This window comes from Bradyrhizobium sp. USDA 3262, from assembly GCF_054060035.1.
The window spans coordinates 4,194,160-4,212,347 of record NZ_JBSSCT010000001.1 but is presented as its reverse complement, the minus strand read 5'-3'; the positions used below and the strand labels follow the sequence as shown (position 1 = coordinate 4,212,347).

The window sequence follows — 18,188 nt, the reverse complement described above, 5'->3', positions numbered from 1 at the left end:
CGCCTGAGATGTCCTGGTCGAGATGCCCTGGTCGACGCCGTTTGACGAACCGATCGCGCTGCATCGCGGCGGCACGCTGGTGACGCTGCAGCACGCTGCCGACTACATCATGAAGCTATCGGAAGACACCCAGCAGGAGACGCGCTGGCAGATCGCGGTCGAGCATCTGATCAATGCGGCGGAACAAGGTGCCGGCTGGTTGATGTTCGCGCGCATCGCGATGCTGCGCGCGTTGAACGGGGACGACTGAATCCGGAAAATGCCGAGCTGCCGGCAGCGCTTACTTGAATGCCGAACTGACGGCATTGAATTGGCCGCTCACACTGGTGCCGATGCCCCGGACGCCGGCGACGATCACGATGCTGATGCCACCGGCGATGATGGCGTATTCAATGGCCGTCGCCCCGACCTCATCACGCAGAAACCTTGCCATCAACGCGCGCATGAAAAGCTCCTGTCCGACGCTCGCGGCTTTTTCTCCCGCGCCGTAGTAATATGCCGGCCAAACTAGGCCACATTGGTTGACGGCCCATTGAGGGAAAGGATGAACGGTCGCTTAAAAGTTGCAGCGAATTTCCTTGCTAGTTCTGCCTGCATCGGGTTGCCGCCGGGCGAGGCACCGGGCCGCGACCGGAGCGCTTTCCAGCGAAGTGGACACCGGCTCGCGCAAAGAAAACGCGTCAAAACAAGAATTTAAGAGCTCCGCTCCGATCCTGTCTGAGCGGAAACAGCTCCAGTCGTAAACGCATATCAGGACTACCTGATCCGGCCCCGGCCGCGCTTTACCGGTGCCGCGGAATCCTGTTCCTTTATCGGACAGGCGACAACGAGGCCGGAACGAACCGGCCGCATGCAAAGGGAGTGACCGTCATGAAGCTCGGCACCGCGATCGCGGAAATCATGAAGCGCGAGGGCATCGAGATCCTCACGGGCTACCCGGTCAACCACCTGATCGAATACGCCGCCAATGCCGACATCCGCCCGGTGATGGTGCGCCAGGAGCGCATCGGCGTGCACATGGCGGACGCGATCTCCCGCGTCACCTCGGGCGAGAAGATCGGCGCCTTCTGCATGCAGCACGGCCCCGGCGCCGAGAACGCGATGGGCGGCGTCGCGCAGTGCTACGGCGAATCCGTGCCCGTCCTGGTGCTGCCGATGGGCTATGCGCGCCGGCTCGCGAATATCGACCCGAACTTCAATTCCAGCCAGGCGATGAAGGCGTTCTCGAAATCCTCGGAGCCGATCAACATCGCGGCCGAGGTCTGCAACATCTTCCGCCGCGCCTTCACCAAACTGAAGAACGGCCGCGGCGGGCCGGTCATCGTCGAAATCCCAGCCGACATGTGGAACGAGGAGGTGCCAGAGCCCTTGAACTACACGCCGGTGCTGCGCACCCGCTACGGCGCCGACCCCGTCCATGTGAAGGAAGCGGCCGCCCTGCTCGTGGGCGCCAAGCGTCCGGTAATCTATGCCGGCCAGGGTGTGCACTACGCAAAGGCCTGGCCGCAGCTGAAGCGGCTTGCCGAGCGGCTTGCGATACCGGTTACCACCAGCCTCGGCGGCAAGTCGTCCTTCCCCGAGACGCATCCGCTCTCGCTCGGCTCCGGCGGCCTCGCGGTGCCGCGCGCGGTGCCGAAATTTCTTTCCGAAGCCGACGTGATCTTCGGCATCGGCTGCTCCTTCACCGAGACGTCGTTCGGCATCGCGATGCCGAAGGGCAAGACCATCATCCATTCGACGCTCGATCCGAACCACATCAACAAGGATGTCGAGGCCAAGGTCGGCCTGGTCGGCGACGCCGGCCTGGTGCTCGACGCGCTGCTGGAGGAGATCGGCAAGACGGTGACCACAGACCGCAACGCCAGCGCGGTCGCCGAGGAGATCGCCGCCTCCCACAAGGAGTGGCTCGCCAAGTGGATGCCGAAGCTGACGCATAACGACGCGCCGCTCAATCCCTACCGCGTGCTGTGGGACCTGCAGCACACCGTCGACACCCACAACACCATCATCACCCACGACGCCGGCAGCCCGCGCGACCAGCTCTCGCCGTTCTGGAAGTCGGTCGAGCCGCTGTCCTATATCGGCTGGGGCAAGACCACGCAGCTCGGCTACGGGCTGGGCCTTGCAATGGGCGCCAAACTGGCAAAGCCGGACAAGCTCTGCATCAATGTCTGGGGCGACGCCGCGATCGGCTTTACGGGAATGGACTTCGAGACCGCGGTGCGCGAGCGGATTCCGATCATGTCGATCCTGCTCAACAATTTCTCGATGGCGATCGAATTGAAGGTGATGCCGATCTCGACCGAGAAATACCGCTCGACCGACATCTCCGGCGACTACGCCGCGATGGCCCGCGCCTTCGGCGGCTACGGCGAACGGGTGACCAAGCCCGAGGACATCATCCCCGCGATCAAGCGCGGCATCCAGAAGACCAAGGAAGGCGTGCCGGTGCTGCTGGAATTCATCACCAGCAAGGAGACCGAGGTGTCGCGGCCGGGGACGTGAGGGCACCTCACACGCCTCTCTGCCACTTGATTTGACATCGCCGGCGCAGGCAAGCTCCCTCCGGTGCAACTTCGGAGGGAGAGATGGCGCGCATCCTGGTGCTGGGGGCCGGCTTTGCCGGGCTATGGGCCGCGCTCGGCGCAGCCCGCAAGCGCGACGAGATCGGCGCTCGCGCGGCGGATACCGAAATCCTCGTCGTCGATCGCAACGCCTATCACAACATTCGGGTGCGCAATTACGAGGTCGATCTCGGCGACGTCGCGCTGCCGCTCAGCGAGCTGCTCGATCCGGTCGGCGTCAGCCACAGGGTGGCCGAGGTCGCGGCGATCGATCCGGCGACGCGCGCGGTCACGATCAAGACCGGCGCGGACGCGGAGGTTCTGAGCTACGATCGGCTGGTGCTGACCACCGGCAGCGAGCTGGTCCGCCCCGCCATCTCAGGCCTGGCCGCCCACGGCTTCGATGTCGACACCTATAAAGCAGCGATGCGGCTCGACACGCATCTGGCGGCGCTCGGCAAAGAGCCACCATCAGAGGCACGCGCGACGGTCGCGGTCGTCGGCGCAGGGTTCACCGGGATCGAGGTCGCGGCCGAGATGCCGGCCAAGCTGGCGCACGCCGGCATCACCGGCGATCATCGGGTCATCCTGATCGATCCCAATCCCGTGGTCGGCACGACCTTCGGCGCGCATGGCCGCCCGGTCATCAACGAGGCGCTGGCCACGCTCGGCGTCGAGACGCGGCTGAATGCCCGGGTCAGCGCCGTCGGCGCCGACAGCATCACGCTCAACTCCGGCGAGATCATTCCGACCAAAACCGTGGTGTGGTGCGCGGGCATGCGCGCCAGCCCCCTCGCCGCCTCGCTGCCGGCCGGGCGCGACGCGCTCGGCCGCATCAAAGTCGACCACACCATGCGCGTCGAAGGCCTGCCGGATGTCTTCGCCGCCGGCGACGTCGCCGCCTGCCTGATCGACGGCGAGCACCCGACCGTGATGTCCTGCCAGTTCGCGCGGCCGATGGGCCGCTTCGCCGGCCACAATGTGGTCGCCGATCTGTTTGGTGAAAAGCTGCTGCCGCTCAATATCGACTGGTATGTGACGGTGCTCGATCTCGGAGCCTGGGGCGCGCTCTACACCACCGGCTGGGACCGCGAGGTGCATACGTCAGGCGCCGCCGCCAAGCTCACCAAGCAGACCATCAACCAGCAGCGCATCTATCCGCCGCGCAACGGCGACCGTGCCGCGCTGCTCGCGGCAGCCGCGCCGACGATCCAGACGGCGCCGCCGACGCGCAAGTAGTTTGGGGCTCACATTCGCCGATCGTCATTGCGAGCGAAGCGAAGCAATCCACCCCTCCACGCCGGGATAGATGGATTGCTTCGTCGCTACGCTCCTCGCAATGACGGCGCGTACGTCAGCTACTGCGAGAGCTTCACAAAATTCGGAAACTTCATCTGGCCCTCGGCGATCGCCTTCGGCCAGACCGTGATCTGCTTGCCGCCCTGCCACTGGAACACGAGGCCGGTCACGGCGCCCGGACCGGACTTGATGCCGTGGGTGAACTCGTCGTTCTTGCCGTAGAACTGGATCTTGCCGATCGTACCCTCGAAGTCGGTCTTCTCGAGCTCGGTCACCATCTTGTCCGGATCGGTCGAGCCGGCGCGCTGGATTGCCTCGGCGATGATGTAGACCTCGTCATAGGCGGTGTAGCCGGTATAGGCCGGCGGCGTGCCGAACTTGGCCTTAAACGCCGCCGCGAACGGCTTGGTCTTCGGCGTGACGGCAACATCAGGCGTCGCCACCGCGAGCGAGGGCACGCCCTCGGCCGCGCCGTTGGTGTCGCCCCAGAAGGTCGGGCTCAGCGCCTGCGCGCTGATGCCGAACATCGGGATCGGCACCTGCTGGTTCTTCCACTGCACGGTCGGCTGCACGCCGACATGGGAGATGCCGGTGACGATCACGTCGGGCTTGGCGGCTTCCATCTTGTTGAAGATCGGCGTGAAGTCGGTGGTGTCGGGCGAGAAGCGAATGTGCTCGACCACCTTCAGGCCCGCTTTCGGCAGGCAGGCCTCGTAGCCGACGTCGAGCGGCTTGGTCCAGGCTGCGTCCTCGCTCATGATCGCGACCGACTTGAACTTGAGCTGGTCGACCAACAGCTCCTTGGCCGCGTCGCAGACCAGCTGCGCCTGCGCGGCCGAGGTCAGGTAGCCGTGGAAAGTGTACTTGTTCTTCTCATAGTCGTTGTGAACCGCCTTGGTGATCTCGTTCGAAGCAGCGCCGGGCGTGATCAGCGGCATCTTCAGCCGCGAGGCCCACGGCTCGAGCGCCAGCACGACCTCGCTGATATAGCTCGCGATCACGGCGGAGACCTTGTCCTCACTCACCGCGCGCTGGAAGGCGCGCACCGAGTCCGCCGACGAGCTCTTGTTGTCGTAGGTGACGATCTCGATCTTGCGGCCCATCACGCCGCCCTTGGCGTTGATCTCGTCGGCTGCGATCTGCGCGCCGCCCGGCGTCGCCGCACCCGCGATCGACTGCACTTCGGCAATGATGCCGATCTTGATCGGGTCCTTGGACTGCGCATAGGCCGGCGCCGCGAGGCAGAGCGCAAGCGCCGAGGCCAACAGGCTCACGCGGGTCGCGGTTGAATATGCTGTCATCATGATCTCCCTTGTTTTGCTTTCTTCTTTTCAAACTGCGAACGTCAGAGAAAGTCCTTGCCGGCCTCCGCGGCGAACCGGCCCGGATCGCCCTCCCAGACGATCCGCGCGTGCTCCAGCACATAGACGCGGTCGGCATGCGGAAGCGCAAACGTCACGTTCTGCTCGCCCAGCAGCACCGTGATCTTGGTGGTCTGGCGCAGCTTCTCCAGCGCCTTCGACAGCAGCTCGAGGATAACAGGCGCAAGCCCCAGCGTCGGCTCGTCCAGGATCAGGATCTGCGGCTGCATCATCAGCGCGCGGCCGATCGCCAGCATCTGCTGCTCGCCGCCGGACAGCGTCTGCGCCATCTGGCCCTGACGCTCCTTCAGGATCGGGAACAGCTCGAACAACCAGGCGAGCTGCTTGGCCCTCGCCGCATCGTCGAGATGCTGACCGCCGAGATCGAGATTTTCCCGCACCGTCATCTCGCCGAACAATTCGCGCGATTCCGGACATTGCACGAGGCCGGAGCGGGCGATCTTCGCAGGCCCCGTGCCGCGCAGTGGCTGTCCGCCGCGCAGGATCTCGCCGGTATAGGGCAGGAAACCCGAGATGGTGTTGAACAGCGTGGTCTTGCCGGCGCCGTTGAGGCCGACGACGGAGACGAATTCGCCCTCATGGACGTGGATCGAGACGTTCTCCAGCGCCTGCGCCTTGCCGTAATGCACGCTGACATTCTCGACCTGCAGCAGCGGCACCTTGTCCTTGAACGAGGTCTCGGGCCGCGCGTGGGTCTCGATCGCGCCGCCGAGATAGACCCGCCGCACGGTCTCGTTCTTCATCACGTCCTCGGCGCGGCCGGTCGTGATCTCCTCGCCGAGATACATCGCGAGCACGCGGTCGACCAGCGCCGCGACGCTCTTGACGTTGTGATCGACCAGCATCACCGCGCGGCCCTCGTCGCGGAAGCTGCGGATCAATGCGGAGAAGGTGCCGACCTCGGCGCTGGTGAGACCAGCGAAGGGCTCGTCGACCAGCACGACCTTGGGGTCGCGCGCGATCGCCTTGGCCAATTCCAGCCGGCGCAGGTCGGCGAACGGCAGCGTCGGCGGGCGGCGGTCCATCACCGCCCCCAGTCCGACGCGCTCGGCGATCCACTTGGCGCGCTCGGTCAGCGCCTTGTCGGGAAACAGCATGAACAGGCTGTCGGGCAACAGCGCGACCATGATGTTCTCCAGCACGGTCTGCCGGTTCAGGGGCCGCGAGTGCTGGAACACCATGCCGAAGCCCTTGCGCGCGATCTTGTGCGCAGGCAGCCCGGCGACGTTCTCGCCTTCGAACAGCACCTCGCCCGCGGTCGGACGCTCGATGCCCATCACGCTCTTCATCGCGGTCGACTTGCCCGAGCCGTTCGGTCCGATCAGGCCGAGGATCTCGCCGGGATGCAGGTCGAACGAGAGGTTCTTCACGGCGGTCAAGCCGCCGAATCGCTTGGTCAATCCACGGACGGTGAGCGTTGCTGTGGTCACAGTCTGATCCATTTAAGAGCGCGCCTCGCGTGACAGGGCCGCATCCGAGGAAACCGCCGGGGAAGAACAGGACGACGAGCAGCGCCACCGCCGAGACGATGAAGGTCGCAAGCTCGCCGGTCGGGCGCAGGAATTCGCCGGCGACGATCAGGAAGATCGCGCCTAACGCGGCGCCGAGCACCGTACGCCGGCCGCCGAGCACGGCGGAGACGATCACGTTCACGCCGACGGCGACGTCGACCACGGTGCCGACCGAGGCAGTGCCGAAGTAGAACACCAAGAGCGCGCCCGACAGTCCTGAGAAGAAGGCGCTGACGATGAAGGCCGCGAGCTTGTGCTTGACGATGTTGAAGCCGAGCGCACCGGCCTGCACCGGGTCCTGCCCGCTCGCCTGCAGCACGAGGCCAACCGGCGATTGCGACAGGCCATAGAGGATGGCTGCGCTCACGGTCATGAAGCCGAGCGCGATCCAGTAATTGGCGCCGGCATTGATGGTGATGACGTCAGGGATAGTGAGCCCGATCTCGCCGCCGGTGAGATCGGCGAACACGACAACGAAGTTCTGCAGCATCAAAACCGCCACCAGCGTGGTCAGGCCGAAATACGGTCCCCTCACCCGCAGCGCCGGCAGCGCCAGCACGAAGCCCGCGACGACCGACGCCAGCGCGCCGAGCAGGATGCAGACGTAGACCGACCAGCCGAACTGGTTGTTGAGGATCCCGGCGGTGTAGGCGCCGGTGCCGATCAGGAAGGTCGGCCCAAAATTGACCTCGCCGGCGAAGCCGAACAGGAGGTCCCAGGCCATCGCGAACACGCCGAAATAGAACGCGACGGTAAGCAGCCCGAGGATGTAGCCCGAGACGTAGAACGGCAGCGTCGCGGCGACCACCACGCTGACCAGCGAAATGAAGAACAGGCGCGAGGAAAAGAAGCTGGCCATCTCAGCGCCTCCCGAGCAGGCCTTGAGGCCGGATATACATCACGAACACCAGAAGCAGCAGCGCCGGAATGGTGCGATAGGCCGGCGAGATCATGTAGGCCGTGATGGTCTCGAGATAGCCGACGACGAAGGCTGCGATCAGCGAGCCCGACACGCTGCCGAGGCCGCCGAGCACGACGATCGAGAACGCGCTCGCGGTCAGCGGCCCGACGCTGTAGGAGCTGACGCCGAGGAACATGCCGAGCAGCACGCCGGCGATGCCGGCGAGAATGCCGTAGATGCCCCACACCACGATGTAGATCTGGGTGAGCTCGAGCCCGAGCAGCGTGACGCCGCGCGGGTTCATCGAGGCCGCCAGCACCGCCTTGCCGGTCCTGGTGCGGTTCACCAGGAGCCACAGCAGGCCGATCACGAGGCAGCAGACCAGCGCGGTGAAGATATTGTTGCGCGGCGTGCGGTTGCCGAAGATATCGACGACACCCTCGACGATCGGCAGCACCGTCTTGGCGTTGTTGGTGAAGAAATAGGCGATCAGCTCCTGGATCATGATGCCCCACAGCAGGGTGCCGGTGAGGACGAAGATTTCCTTCTCCTCGTTGGGGATCCGCCTCGAATTCTGGATCGGCTTGACGACCGCGAAATAGGTCGCGAACGACACGATCAGCGCGACGCCGACACCGAACAGCGCGCCGGTATAGATGTCGAGGTGCAGCACGCTGGCCGCGGCCCAGGCCGCGACCGCTGCGGCCACCATGATGGCACCGTGGGAGAGGTTGAGAACGCCGGAGACACCGAAGATCAGGGTGAAGCCGGTCGCGCCGAGTGCATAGAGCGCACTGATGGCAAAGCCATCGATCAGGATTTGTAAGGCAAGCATCTCAGATTGGCCGCGGCAGCGGGGCTGCCTGTTGTGGAGGACGCGGAACCGAAGACCGATGCTCCCGGGAGGGGCCCGGGAGCATGATCATCAACTAATTCGTGGTGACCTTGACGAAGCTCGGGAACTTGAGGTCGCTCTTGGCGACCTCCTTCGGCCAGACCGCGACCTGCTTGCCGCCCTGCCACTGCAGCATCAGTCCGGTGATCAGGCCCTTGCCGTACTTGATCGAATGGGTGAACGGATCGTTCTTGCCGTAGAACTGGACGCGTCCGATGGTGCCTTCCCAATCGGTCTTCTCCAGCGCATCGACCATCTTGTCGGCCTCGACCGAGCCGGCGCGCTTCACCGCATCCGCGATGTAGTAGACCTCGTCATAGGCGGTGTAGCCCGCGTAGGACGGATAGTTGCCGTAGCGCTTCTTGAAGCCCTCCGCGAACGGCACCGACTTCGGCGTCACCGCGACGTTCGGGCCGGAGACGCCCTGATACAGCACGCCTTCCGCCGCGTCGTTGGTGTCCTTGCCGAAGGTCTCGTTGGTCGCCTGTGAGGAAATGCCGAACATCGGAATCGGCACCTGCTGGTTCTTCCACTGCACCGTCGGCTGCACGCCGACATGCGAGATGCCGGTGATGATCACGTCGGGCTTGGAGCCTTCGACCTTGTTGAAGATCGGCGTGAAGTCGGTGGTGTCGGGCGAGAAACGGATATGGTCGACGACCTTGAGCCCGATCTTCGGCAGGCACTCCTCGTAGCCGACATCGAGCGGCTTGGTCCACGCCGCATCCTCGCTCATGATGACCGCGGTCTTCATGTGCTTCTGATCGACCAGGAGCTCCTTGGCGGCGTCGCAGACCGACAGCGCCAGCGCGGCCGAGGTCAGGTAGCCGTGGAAGGTGTACTTGTTCTTCTCGTAATCGGCGTGGACGCTCTTGCTGATCTCGTTGGAGGCGGCGCCGGGCGTGACGAACGGCGTCTTCAGGCGCGAGGCCCAGGGCTCGAGCGCCAGCACTACCTCGCTGATGTAGCTCGAAATGACGACGTTGACCTTGTCTTCGTTGACGGCGCGCTGGAACGCGCGCACCGAATCCGCCGAGGACGAGTGGTTGTCGTAGCTGACGATCTCGATCTTGCGGCCGTCGATGCCGCCCTTGGCGTTGATCTCGTCGGCGGCCAGCTGCGCCGCCTGCGGGATCGATGCACCGGCAATCGCCTGCGCTTCGGCGATCACGCCGATCTTGAGGGTGTCGGCAGCCAGCGCTCCGCTGGGCGCAGCCAACAGGCCCAAGACGGCCGCTCCTGCAAGTTTCTGCATCGCATGCACGGGGAGTCGCGATGTTCTTGTCACCCTGTTTCTCTCCTCTTTTTCTTCGGCTGCTTCGAGCTCTTGGGGCGCGACTATAGCCGCGACAAAATGCGCAGCAAGTGAAACTGCGCGCAGATCGTCATGCATGGACGGCGACTAAAGTAGTGGGTCGGCGCGGTGCGGCTGAATAAATTTGAGGCAGAGGGGGAATAAAAGGTCGTCGGGCGCCGATCTCTCAGATCGTCGTTCCCCGCTGCGCAAATTACGCAGGGCGAGCGAAGCGGAGAGAGCGGAACGTAAAGCAAGGCTCGGGCAATTCATGTCGCGAGAACGCGGATTGTTTCCCGCTGGCCGTGCGACAAGCTCAGTGTCGTCCCTGCGAAAGCAGGGACCCATACCACGAATGCTGATTGTTACGCGATGTTGGAACGACGAGTCCCATCCACAACATCGCCGCGGCGTATGGGTCCCGGCTTTCGCCGGGACGACAGCGGTGTATGGGCCACCGCCCCTACTCAGCCATCTCCGCCGGCGGGTGGGCGGCGGGACCGGCGAGCGGGCGCTCTTCCATCGTGATCATGCAGATCGAGGCGGTGGTCAGCAGCACGGCGGCGGCGCCGAACACGTAGCGGAACGCATGGATCATGTCGGCCATCGGGATCGCGCTGACGGTGCTGGCCGTGGCATGATGCTCGCCGGCGAGCGAGATGTCGGTCCCCAGCGTCATGAGCAGGATGGTGGTGAAGGCGGCGACCGTGAAGGAGGCCATCATCGCGCGGAAGAAGTTCATCGCACCGGTGACGGTGCCGACCTGCGGCCGCGCCACCGCATTCTGCAGCGACACCACGCTGATCGGGAAAGTGGTGCCGAGCCCGAGCGCGAACACGCTCATCAACAGCAACAGTCCCCACAGCGGCAGCGTCGTCACCGCCATGCCGACGGCACAGATCGCGGCCACCGAGGTGCCGACAATCGCGACACGCTTGTAGTGCTTGGCCTTCGCCATGGTCCGGCCGGCAATCGCGGCACCGAAGGTCGAGATCGCCGCGAGCGGGATCAGCGCGAGGCCGGCCTCGCTGGCGGTGAGGTGATAGACCACCTCATAATAGAGCGGCAGGTGGACGGTGAGGCCGACCATGGCGCCGAGCGCACAGCCGCCCGCCCCCATCGCGAACGGCACCACCGAGCCGCCGAGCAGCGACAGCGGCAGGAACGGCTCGTCGGCGCGGCGCGCGTGCCAGACGAAGGCGCCGGCAAGCGCGATCGAGGCGCCGATCATCGCCGTAATCGTCGGCGACAGCCAGGACAGCTTGGTGCCGCCCCAGGTCAGCACCAGCATCAGCACGACGGCCGAGGCCATCAGCAGCACGCCGCCGAGCCAGTCGACCTTGCGCTTGCGGTGGAACACCGGGATCTTGCTCATCTTCGGCAGCAGCAGCGCCAGCGCCGCCGCCGCGAGCGGCAGGTTGATCCAGAAGATCATCGACCAGTGCAGATGCTCGGCGAACACGCCGCCGACCACCGGGCCGAGAATGCCGCCGGCCATCCAGACGCTGGAGAAATAGGCCTGATAGCGGCCGCGCTCGCGCGGGCTCACCACGTCGGAGATCACGGTCTGGACCACCGGCATGATGCCGCCGCCGCCGAGCCCCTGCAGGCCGCGGGCGACGATCAGCATGGTCATGCTGGGCGCGATCGCGCACAGCACCGAGCCGACCACGAACAGGCTGAGCGAGGTGATGATCATGACGCGGCGGCCATAGATGTCGCTCAGCGTGCCGAACACCGGCGCCACCGCGGTGGAGGCGAGCAGATAGGCCGTGATCACCCAAGACAGATTGGTGACGTCGTGAAACTGGCGCCCGATCGTCGGCAGCGCGGTCGCGACGATGGTCTGGTCGAGCGCGGCCAGGAACATCGTCAGCATCAGGCTGATGACGATGGTGCGGACTTCGTCCGGATTGAGCGGTGCCGGCGGCGCCAGCGGCGGCGCGTCGCTGAGTTCGATCACCTCGCTCGGGAGATGAGACAGCTCTTCGGCAATGTCTTCAGGCAATGTGGATTGGTCGGCAGGAATCCGGCTCTGCCGTTCATACTTGTTCATTTGGGGCGTAATGCTGCTGCGCGGGCGCGTCCCGCGATGGAATCATTCTCTGCTTCGCAATTTATGCAGCAATTGAATGCTGAGGCAGGCACCCCAGCGCATGGGTGCATCCCGCCGCGATCTTCTCGCGGTGACGTGATCGCGGACGCGGCGACGACGTCACGCTTTGGTCGTCTTGCCCAGCATTTTCGGCCGCTTCTTCAATTGTGCCCGTTTCGGCAGCAGAGCCGGCCATCGCACGATATGATCCTCGAGATCGGCGTCGTTGACGTCGAGTTCAGTGCCCTCCACCCGCCCGCGCACCGAGACCCCGGCTTCGTGGACGGTGTTGGGATCGCCCGAGATGAGGGGATGCCACCAATAGAGGTCCCGCCCCTCGGCCACCAGCCGATAGCCGCAGCTCGGCGGCAGCCAGTTCAGCGTCCGGACATTTTCGGGCGTCAGGCGGACGCAATCCGGAACCTGGTCGGAACGGTTCGGGTAGTCCTTGCAGGTGCAGAGGCCGGAATCGAGCAGTTTGCAGGAAATATGGGTGAAATAGATCTTGCCGGTGTCCTCGTCCTCGAGCTTCTCCAGGCAGCAGCGTGCGCAGCCGTCACACAGGCTCTCCCATTCGGCGTTGGACATTTCTTCCAACGTCTTGGTTTTCCAGAAGAATCCCTCCTGGTCCGACGGGCGCTTGGGCGGTGTGGTCATGATATCCCTGAAATGACGGTGCAACTCTTCTTGGGATGCCGGCGCTCCCTCCGCAAGGGGGTGGTATTGCGGGGTCGAAAAAGCCGGTGGGCAGCGTTAGGGCTTTCATTAAATTCACAAGCCGCGCCATTGGTTTATGGCAGCCGCTCGGATAGAACAACGAACGAGTCCCCAACGACGCAAAAGCGCCTTGGGATTGCCGCAACATCGAAGCAAGACGCTGGCCCGTGCCCGTTTTGGGCACCCGCAGCGCTGTCGAACTGATCAAGGGTCCGGTCCTTTCAGATCATGCCGTCGCATTGGAGACAGAAGGTCCGGAACTTCTTCCTGGACCTCGATGCGCGTATCGACTCGACGCTGTTCTCGTCGGGCAAGGGCCTGCGCGAGCTCTTTGAGCGTTATTCCACCTTCATGGACCGCTTCTATGTCGGCCGCTGGAAGCGCTGGGTGTTCATCGAGCCGCTGTCGGAGGCCGCGACGCTTGGGCTCGGCGGCATGATCCTGATGCTGACGCTCGCGATCCCCGCCTTCCGCGAGACCGCCGACGAGGATTGGCTGAAGAAGTCCGACCTCGCGGTGACCTTCCTCGACCGTTACGGCAACCCGATCGGCAGCCGCGGCATCAAGCATAATGACTCGATCCCACTGGAAGATTTTCCGGACAATCTGATCAAGGCGACGCTCGCGACCGAAGACCGACGTTTCTACGACCATTTCGGCATCGACGTGCCGGGCCTCGCCCGCGCGCTCGTCACCAACGCGCAGGCCGGCGGCGTCCGCCAGGGCGGTTCGTCGATCACCCAGCAGCTCGCCAAGAACCTGTTCCTGAACAACGAGCGCACCATCGAGCGCAAGGTGAAGGAAGCCTTCCTCGCGATCTGGCTGGAGACGCGGCTCACCAAGAACGAGATCCTGAAGCTCTATCTCGACCGCGCCTATATGGGCGGCGGCACCTTCGGCGTCGACGGCGCGGCACACTTCTACTTCAACAAGTCGGTGCGCGACGTGAACCTCGCGGAGGCCGCGATGCTCGCCGGCCTGTTCAAGGCGCCGACCAAATACGCCCCGCACATCAACCTGCCCGCGGCGCGCGCCCGCGCCAACGTCGTGCTCGACAACCTCGTCGATGCCGGCTTCATGACCGAGGGCCAGGTGTTCGGCGCCCGCCGCAATCCCGCGGTCGCGGTCGACCGGCGCGACGAGAACTCGCCGAACTACTATCTCGACTACGCCTTCGACGAGATGCGCAAGCTGGTCGACACCTTCCCGAAATCCTACACCGAGCGCGTCTTCGTGGTCCGCACCGCGATCGACATGAACGTGCAGAAGGCAGCCGAGGAAGCGATCGAGAACCAGCTGCGCCAGTTCGGGCGCGACTATCACGCGACGCAGGCCGCGACCGTGGTGTCCGATCTCGACGGCGGCATCCGGGCCATGGTCGGCGGCCGCGACTACGGAGCGAGCCAGTTCAACCGCGCCACCGACGCCTATCGCCAGCCGGGCTCGTCGTTCAAGCCCTATGTCTACACCACGGCGCTGCTGAACGGCTTCACGCCGAACTCGAAGATCGTCGACGGCCCGGTCTGCATCGGCAACTGGTGCCCGCAGAACTATGGCCATTCCTATTCGGGTCAGGTCACGCTGACGCAGGCGATCACCCGCTCGATCAACGTGGTGCCGGTCAAGCTCTCGATCATGATGGGCGGCAAGGAAGGGCCGAAGGCGGGCCGCGCCAAGATCGTCGAGGTCGCGCGCCGCTTCGGCCTCAAGGCGCCGCTGCCCGATACGCCGTCGCTGCCGATCGGCTCCGACGAAGTCACGGTGCTGGAGCACGCGGTCGCCTATGCGACCTTCCCGAACCGCGGCAAGGCGGTGACGCCGCATTCGGTGCTCGAGGTGCGCACCGGCACTGGCGACCTGGTGTGGCGCTGGGACCGCGACGGTCCGAAGCCGCGGCAGGCGATTCCGCCGAACATCGCCGCCGACATGGCCGGCATGATGAGCCACGTGGTCAGCGAAGGCACCGCGCGACGCGCCGCGCTCGACGGCATTCCGACCGCGGGCAAGACCGGCACCACCAACGCCTATCGCGACGCCTGGTTCGTCGGCTACACCGGCAACTTCACCTGCGCGGTCTGGTACGGCAATGACGACTATTCGCCGACCAACCGCATGACCGGCGGTTCGCTGCCGGCGCAGACCTGGCACGACATCATGGTCGCCGCGCATCAGGGCGTGGAGGTCAAGGAGCTCGTCGGCGTCGGCATGGGCCAGAAGCTGCCGCCGCAGCCGGCGCAAGCCAATGCCCAGGCCAACGCGGCGCCGCGCGTATTGGAAACCAAGCCCGGCCCGCCGCCGGTTTTGACCAAGCGCGGCGCGGATATCCTGGTGCGGGTCGAGAAGCTGCTCGACGACGCCGCCAAGACCGCCGGCAAGACCACGCTGAACGAGCCTTCGAAGACCGGCAAGGCCGAGTCCTCGAGCGCGCTGGCGTTCCCCGAAAACTACGTTGCCGCGGCCGGGCCGGACGGCGCGACGCCGGCCGTGCCACGCAAGAACTGACGTGCGGCTCCTCCTCACCACCTTGCTGGCACTCGTCATCGCCACGGCCGTTGGCCTCGGCCTGACCTATGCGACGGCGACCCGCGGCACCGATCTCGGCACGCTGAAGATCGGCGCCTGGACCGCGCGTCCGAAGAGCGGCACCTCCGATGTCGACCCCTATTCGCGCGCCACCATCGCACGCAGCGGCGAGCTGCCGATCGGCACCGGCGACGGCATCGCGTTCTCGGCGACCACAGACGACAAGAACAAGCCGCTCGACGGCCGCTGCGACATCGTGGTCAGCGGCGTGACGCCGGCGGCGCGGTTCTGGACGCTGACGCTGTTCGACCGCAAGGGCCACCTGGTCGCCAACACGCTGCAGCGCTACGGCTTCACCAGCCAGGAGATCATGCGCGCTTCCGACGGCACGTTCGAGATCCACATCGCCTCGCGCTCGCGCGCCGGCAACTGGCTGCCGACCGGCGGCATCGAGCGCTACGCGCTGATGCTGCGCCTCTACGACACGCCGGTGGGGGTCGCGACCCGCACGCAGCGCGACGCGCCGATGCCGTCGATCGCAACGACGGGCTGCCCATGATCCGCGTGCTGCTCACCATCCTCGCAGGCGTGCTGCTCGGCGGCGTGGTGCACCTCGTCAGCGTGCTGGCGCTGCCCCGCATCGCCTCACAGGACGCCTATTCGCGGCTGACGCCGATGACCAAGCTCAACGAGGTGACGCAGCTGCCGCTGGCCGACCCGAGCCATTCGCCGATGCCGCTGATGGATCCGGCTTTCGCGGTGGCGATCTGCCGCTACGATCTCTCGACCGGACCGCTCAAGCTCACCGTGCCGGTCAGCCAAGCCTATACGTCGGTGTCGTTCTACACCCGCAACGAGGTCGCCTATTACGCGATCAACGACCGCTCGGCCGGCAAGAAGGTGATCGAGCTCGACCTGATGACGGAGGCGCAGCACAACGAGCTGCCGGAGGACGAGGAAATCACCGCTGCCGACCGGCTGATCATCGACTCGCCGACGTCAACCGGCCTGATCCTGCTGAAGGCGCTGGCGCCGGAGCCCGGCCTGATGCCGCAGGCGCAGGCCTCGCTCGCCGCCTCCTCGTGCAAGGTGCAGACCGAGCCGGTCGCGGCCAAGCAGGAGGCGCCGCCGCCGCTCCCCGCGCCGGCCCCGCCGCCCGCGGCGCGCAAGCGTTAGCTCACATCCAGTGCATGCCGGCCGCAGCGGCAGGTCTCGTAGTCGACGGGATCGTGGCTGTTGACGATCGTCACATCAGCGCCATGCGCCGCCTTCAATTGGCGCAGCCGTTCCTGGTTCTGGATGCGCGTCGCGCGATCCATGTCCGCGCGGCGCTGGAACATGCCGAGCACCAGCGGGATCCGCGGCGTGGCATCGAGCTGCGCGTGGTGGAAATAGGCGTCGCCGGCGTGCAGCAGCCATCTGTCCTTGTCGCGCACCGCGATCCCGCAATGGCCGAGCGTGTGGCCCGGCAACGGGATCATCAGGATGTCCGGCTCGCGGTCGCCGAGCGCGCGCACGCCCTTGAAGCCGAACCAGTCCTCGCCACCGGCGCCATAGAAGGTCCAGTCCGGCCCGTGCTGCCACTGCGCCGTGATGTAGCGCCCCTGCGGCGGCGTGACCTGATGCGTTACCGCCATGTCGTACTCCTTGCGATGGACGTGCACCCTGGCCTTCGGAAAGTCCGGCACGCCGCCGGCGTGATCGCGATCGAGATGCGTCAGCAGCACATGGCGCACATCGTCCGGTGAGAAGCCGAGCGCCTTGACCTGCCGCACCGCCGTCTCGGCCGGATCGAGCCGCGGCGTCGTCTGCCGCACCCATTTGCGTCCGAGCCGAGGCGAGTCGCCGATGTCGTCGAGCCCGATCCCGGTGTCGACCAGCACGAGGCCGTCATTGCTCTCGACCAGCAGGCAGTGACAGACCATCCGCGCCCGCTGGAAGATGCTGCCGCTGCCGTTCACGAGCCGCTTTCCGATCGGGCACATCGTGCCGGTGTTGAGATGGTGGATGCGCATGACAGGTCCTCCGCTGTAACAGGCGCAGACTTGCCATTGGCGTTTCCATAGGTAAAATATTGTCTTTCTATCCATGCGATAGGATATACCGATGGATATCCGCGAACTCCGCTACTTCGCCGCGGTCTACCGCGAGCGCAATCTGACCGCCGCGGCGAAGCGCTGCTTCATCTCGCAGCCGTCGATCTCGGCGGCGATCACCAATCTCGAGGCCGAGCTCGGCACCACGCTGTTCATCCGGCACAAGAAGGGCATGGCCCCGACGGCGTCCGCCGCGCAGTTTCACGGCATCGCCCGCCGGATCATCGACGAGGCGGACGCGGCGCGAAATCTCTTCCGCAAGCCCGCGACGCGGCAGGCGCTGACGCTCGGGCTGCTGCGGACGCTCGATCAGGCCCGGACCATCGCGCTGCTGAAGCCGCTGACCGGCAATAGCGATCTTGCGCTCCGGCTGGTCGGCGCCAGCGAGAAGGCCGACGCACGGATCATCGCCAAGACCATGGTCGGCGCCGGCGAGCACTTCATCCCGCTGTGGAGTGAGCGCTATGTCGCGGCACTGCCGCCCTCGCATCCCCTGACGCTGAAGGAGACGCTGCGGACCACCGACTTCGCCGGCGTTCCGATGATCGATCGTTGCCATTGCGAGCAGCAGGAATTCTTCAAGCGTGCCTCACCGCCGCGCAAGCCGGTGGCGATCGCGGAATCCGAGGAGTGGGCGATGGCGCTGGTTGCGGCCGGGGTCGGGGTCGCGATCGTCCCCGAGGGCGTGGCGCGCGGCAATCCTGACGTCGCGATGCGCGCGATCGATATCGACGTGACGCGCCAGGTCGGCCTCGCCTATCCCTCGGCCCAGCCGCCCTCCGATGCGCTGAAGGCATTCATAGCGAGCCTGCCACGGCAAGCCAACAGTCGCCGGGTCAAATCGACGGCGAAGAAAACGAAGCGCGCCTAGTGTGCTGAATGCGAAGTTCGTGCGATTTCGCGGCAACCAC

15 protein-coding genes and 1 pseudogene are annotated in these 18,188 nt (G+C 65.4%); 7 read left to right on the top strand and 9 right to left on the bottom strand.

Annotation, left to right across the window (positions count from 1 at the left end; translation table 11 throughout):
• The first annotated feature begins 22 nt into the window (after positions 1 to 22).
• The gene (locus ACVWYP_RS19245) at positions 23 to 250 is read left to right on the top strand and encodes a hypothetical protein (protein ID WP_016841800.1); all 228 of its coding nucleotides are present in this window, start codon (positions 23 to 25) and stop codon (positions 248 to 250) included.
• A gap of 30 nt (positions 251 to 280) precedes the next feature.
• Here ACVWYP_RS19245 and ACVWYP_RS19240 read toward each other — a convergent pair whose 3' ends face one another.
• The gene (locus ACVWYP_RS19240; protein WP_016841801.1) at positions 281 to 445 is read right to left on the bottom strand and encodes a Flp family type IVb pilin; all 165 of its coding nucleotides are present in this window, start codon (positions 443 to 445) and stop codon (positions 281 to 283) included.
• 425 nt (positions 446 to 870) lie between these two features.
• Here ACVWYP_RS19240 and ACVWYP_RS19235 point away from each other — a divergent pair, with 425 nt between their 5' ends.
• Both ACVWYP_RS19235 and ACVWYP_RS19230 read left to right on the top strand, forming a co-directional pair.
• Positions 871 to 2,505: a thiamine pyrophosphate-requiring protein gene (locus ACVWYP_RS19235; RefSeq protein ID WP_028345329.1), complete on the top strand. Its 1,635-nt coding sequence runs from the start codon at positions 871 to 873 to the stop codon at positions 2,503 to 2,505.
• An 83-nt stretch (positions 2,506 to 2,588) separates the two neighbouring features.
• Positions 2,589 to 3,803, top strand: a complete 1,215-nt coding sequence (locus ACVWYP_RS19230) for an NAD(P)/FAD-dependent oxidoreductase (RefSeq protein WP_304499410.1) — start codon at positions 2,589 to 2,591, stop codon at positions 3,801 to 3,803.
• Positions 3,804 to 3,922: 119 nt separating this feature from the next.
• Here ACVWYP_RS19230 and ACVWYP_RS19225 read toward each other — a convergent pair whose 3' ends face one another.
• The 7 genes and pseudogenes from ACVWYP_RS19225 to ACVWYP_RS19195 all read right to left on the bottom strand — a co-directional run bounded on the left by ACVWYP_RS19225 (position 3,923) and on the right by ACVWYP_RS19195 (position 12,598).
• Positions 3,923 to 5,167, bottom strand: a complete 1,245-nt coding sequence (locus ACVWYP_RS19225; RefSeq protein WP_016841804.1) for an ABC transporter substrate-binding protein — start codon at positions 5,165 to 5,167, stop codon at positions 3,923 to 3,925.
• 41 nt (positions 5,168 to 5,208) lie between these two features.
• Positions 5,209 to 6,687 (bottom strand): ATP-binding cassette domain-containing protein, encoded by a 1,479-nt coding sequence (locus ACVWYP_RS19220; protein ID WP_028331621.1) that lies wholly within the window; start codon positions 6,685 to 6,687, stop codon positions 5,209 to 5,211.
• Positions 6,688 to 7,615, bottom strand: a pseudogene (locus ACVWYP_RS19215) (branched-chain amino acid ABC transporter permease). It lies immediately after the preceding gene.
• Position 7,616: 1 nt separating this feature from the next.
• A complete protein-coding gene (locus ACVWYP_RS19210; RefSeq protein ID WP_018270667.1) occupies positions 7,617 to 8,492 on the bottom strand; it encodes a branched-chain amino acid ABC transporter permease in 876 nt (291 codons plus the stop codon).
• A gap of 94 nt (positions 8,493 to 8,586) precedes the next feature.
• Positions 8,587 to 9,807 carry an ABC transporter substrate-binding protein gene (locus ACVWYP_RS19205; protein WP_051448222.1) on the bottom strand — a complete coding sequence of 407 codons (1,221 nt, stop codon included), beginning with the start codon at positions 9,805 to 9,807 and terminating at the stop codon, positions 8,587 to 8,589.
• A 502-nt stretch (positions 9,808 to 10,309) separates the two neighbouring features.
• On the bottom strand, positions 10,310 to 11,902 hold the full coding sequence (locus ACVWYP_RS19200; RefSeq protein ID WP_028345333.1) for an MDR family MFS transporter: 1,593 nt from the start codon (positions 11,900 to 11,902) through the stop codon (positions 10,310 to 10,312).
• Positions 11,903 to 12,061: 159 nt separating this feature from the next.
• A complete protein-coding gene (locus ACVWYP_RS19195; RefSeq protein WP_028345334.1) occupies positions 12,062 to 12,598 on the bottom strand; it encodes a YcgN family cysteine cluster protein in 537 nt (178 codons plus the stop codon).
• Between the two features lie 288 nt (positions 12,599 to 12,886).
• Between ACVWYP_RS19195 and ACVWYP_RS19190 the strand changes: the two genes are divergently transcribed.
• From ACVWYP_RS19190 to ACVWYP_RS19180, 3 genes are read left to right on the top strand one after another with little or no spacing between them, the layout of a single operon-like run.
• Positions 12,887 to 15,160 (top strand): transglycosylase domain-containing protein, encoded by a 2,274-nt coding sequence (locus tag ACVWYP_RS19190; RefSeq protein WP_456684130.1) that lies wholly within the window; start codon positions 12,887 to 12,889, stop codon positions 15,158 to 15,160.
• Position 15,161: 1 nt separating this feature from the next.
• A complete protein-coding gene (locus ACVWYP_RS19185; protein WP_016841830.1) occupies positions 15,162 to 15,740 on the top strand; it encodes a DUF1214 domain-containing protein in 579 nt (192 codons plus the stop codon).
• Positions 15,737 to 16,357 carry a DUF1254 domain-containing protein gene (locus ACVWYP_RS19180; RefSeq protein ID WP_028345337.1) on the top strand — a complete coding sequence of 207 codons (621 nt, stop codon included), beginning with the start codon at positions 15,737 to 15,739 and terminating at the stop codon, positions 16,355 to 16,357. The genes ACVWYP_RS19185 and ACVWYP_RS19180 overlap by 4 nt, the downstream gene beginning before the upstream one ends.
• Here the strand turns inward: ACVWYP_RS19180 and ACVWYP_RS19175 are convergent.
• Positions 16,354 to 17,196 carry an MBL fold metallo-hydrolase gene (locus ACVWYP_RS19175; RefSeq protein ID WP_304499409.1) on the bottom strand — a complete coding sequence of 281 codons (843 nt, stop codon included), beginning with the start codon at positions 17,194 to 17,196 and terminating at the stop codon, positions 16,354 to 16,356. The two genes, ACVWYP_RS19180 and ACVWYP_RS19175, sit on opposite strands and share 4 nt — an antisense overlap.
• A 91-nt stretch (positions 17,197 to 17,287) precedes the next feature.
• On the opposite strand from ACVWYP_RS19175, the gene ACVWYP_RS19170 reads away from it, so the two are divergent.
• On the top strand, positions 17,288 to 18,148 hold the full coding sequence (locus ACVWYP_RS19170; RefSeq protein ID WP_304499408.1) for a LysR family transcriptional regulator: 861 nt from the start codon (positions 17,288 to 17,290) through the stop codon (positions 18,146 to 18,148).
• Positions 18,149 to 18,188: the final 40 nt, after the last annotated feature.

Excerpts from the sequence above, each read along its gene's own strand:
- ACVWYP_RS19245 (WP_016841800.1), top strand. The coding sequence starts at position 23 with ATGCCCTGGTCGACGCCGTTTGACGAACCGATCGCGCTGCATCGCGGC.
- ACVWYP_RS19240 (WP_016841801.1), bottom strand. The coding sequence starts at position 445 with ATGCGCGCGTTGATGGCAAGGTTTCTGCGTGATGAGGTCGGGGCGACG.
- ACVWYP_RS19235 (WP_028345329.1), top strand. The coding sequence starts at position 871 with ATGAAGCTCGGCACCGCGATCGCGGAAATCATGAAGCGCGAGGGCATC.
- ACVWYP_RS19230 (WP_304499410.1), top strand. The coding sequence starts at position 2,589 with ATGGCGCGCATCCTGGTGCTGGGGGCCGGCTTTGCCGGGCTATGGGCC.
- ACVWYP_RS19225 (WP_016841804.1), bottom strand. The coding sequence starts at position 5,167 with ATGATGACAGCATATTCAACCGCGACCCGCGTGAGCCTGTTGGCCTCG.
- ACVWYP_RS19220 (WP_028331621.1), bottom strand. The coding sequence starts at position 6,687 with ATGGATCAGACTGTGACCACAGCAACGCTCACCGTCCGTGGATTGACC.
- ACVWYP_RS19210 (WP_018270667.1), bottom strand. The coding sequence starts at position 8,492 with ATGCTTGCCTTACAAATCCTGATCGATGGCTTTGCCATCAGTGCGCTC.
- ACVWYP_RS19205 (WP_051448222.1), bottom strand. The coding sequence starts at position 9,807 with ATGCAGAAACTTGCAGGAGCGGCCGTCTTGGGCCTGTTGGCTGCGCCC.
- ACVWYP_RS19200 (WP_028345333.1), bottom strand. The coding sequence starts at position 11,902 with ATGAACAAGTATGAACGGCAGAGCCGGATTCCTGCCGACCAATCCACA.
- ACVWYP_RS19195 (WP_028345334.1), bottom strand. The coding sequence starts at position 12,598 with ATGACCACACCGCCCAAGCGCCCGTCGGACCAGGAGGGATTCTTCTGG.
- ACVWYP_RS19190 (WP_456684130.1), top strand. The coding sequence starts at position 12,887 with ATGCCGTCGCATTGGAGACAGAAGGTCCGGAACTTCTTCCTGGACCTC.
- ACVWYP_RS19180 (WP_028345337.1), top strand. The coding sequence starts at position 15,737 with ATGATCCGCGTGCTGCTCACCATCCTCGCAGGCGTGCTGCTCGGCGGC.
- ACVWYP_RS19175 (WP_304499409.1), bottom strand. The coding sequence starts at position 17,196 with ATGCGCATCCACCATCTCAACACCGGCACGATGTGCCCGATCGGAAAG.
- ACVWYP_RS19170 (WP_304499408.1), top strand. The coding sequence starts at position 17,288 with ATGGATATCCGCGAACTCCGCTACTTCGCCGCGGTCTACCGCGAGCGC.